Annotated in this window: 1 tRNA gene and 1 rRNA gene; both read left to right on the top strand. The window is 48.9% G+C overall.

Annotated elements, in window-relative coordinates:
* Nucleotides 1–79, top strand: a 16S ribosomal RNA gene (locus CWM54_RS27965); the annotation flags it as partial.
* 69 nt (nt 80–148) lie between these two features.
* A tRNA-Ile gene (locus CWM54_RS27960) sits at nt 149–225 on the top strand.
* The last annotated feature ends 8 nt before the right edge of the window (nt 226–233 follow it).

The raw sequence follows: 233 nt of genomic DNA, 5'->3' as shown, positions 1-233 counted from the left end.
TACCACTTTGTGATTCATGACTGGGGTGAAGTCGTAACAAGGTAACCGTAGGGGAACCTGCGGTTGGATCACCTCCTTACCTTAAAGAACCTGCCTTTGTAGTGCTCACACAGATTGTCTGATGAAAAACAGCAGTAAAAACCTCTACAGGCTTGTAGCTCAGGTGGTTAGAGCGCACCCCTGATAAGGGTGAGGTCGGTGGTTCAAGTCCACTCAGGCCTACCAAATTTGCG

The sequence above is a fragment of the Klebsiella sp. D-Nf1 genome (assembly GCF_002810515.1).
GTDB lineage: Bacteria > Pseudomonadota > Gammaproteobacteria > Enterobacterales > Enterobacteriaceae > Klebsiella > Klebsiella variicola.
The sequence above is the reverse complement of the archived record's forward strand: the minus strand, read 5'-3'. Positions and strand labels throughout refer to the sequence as shown.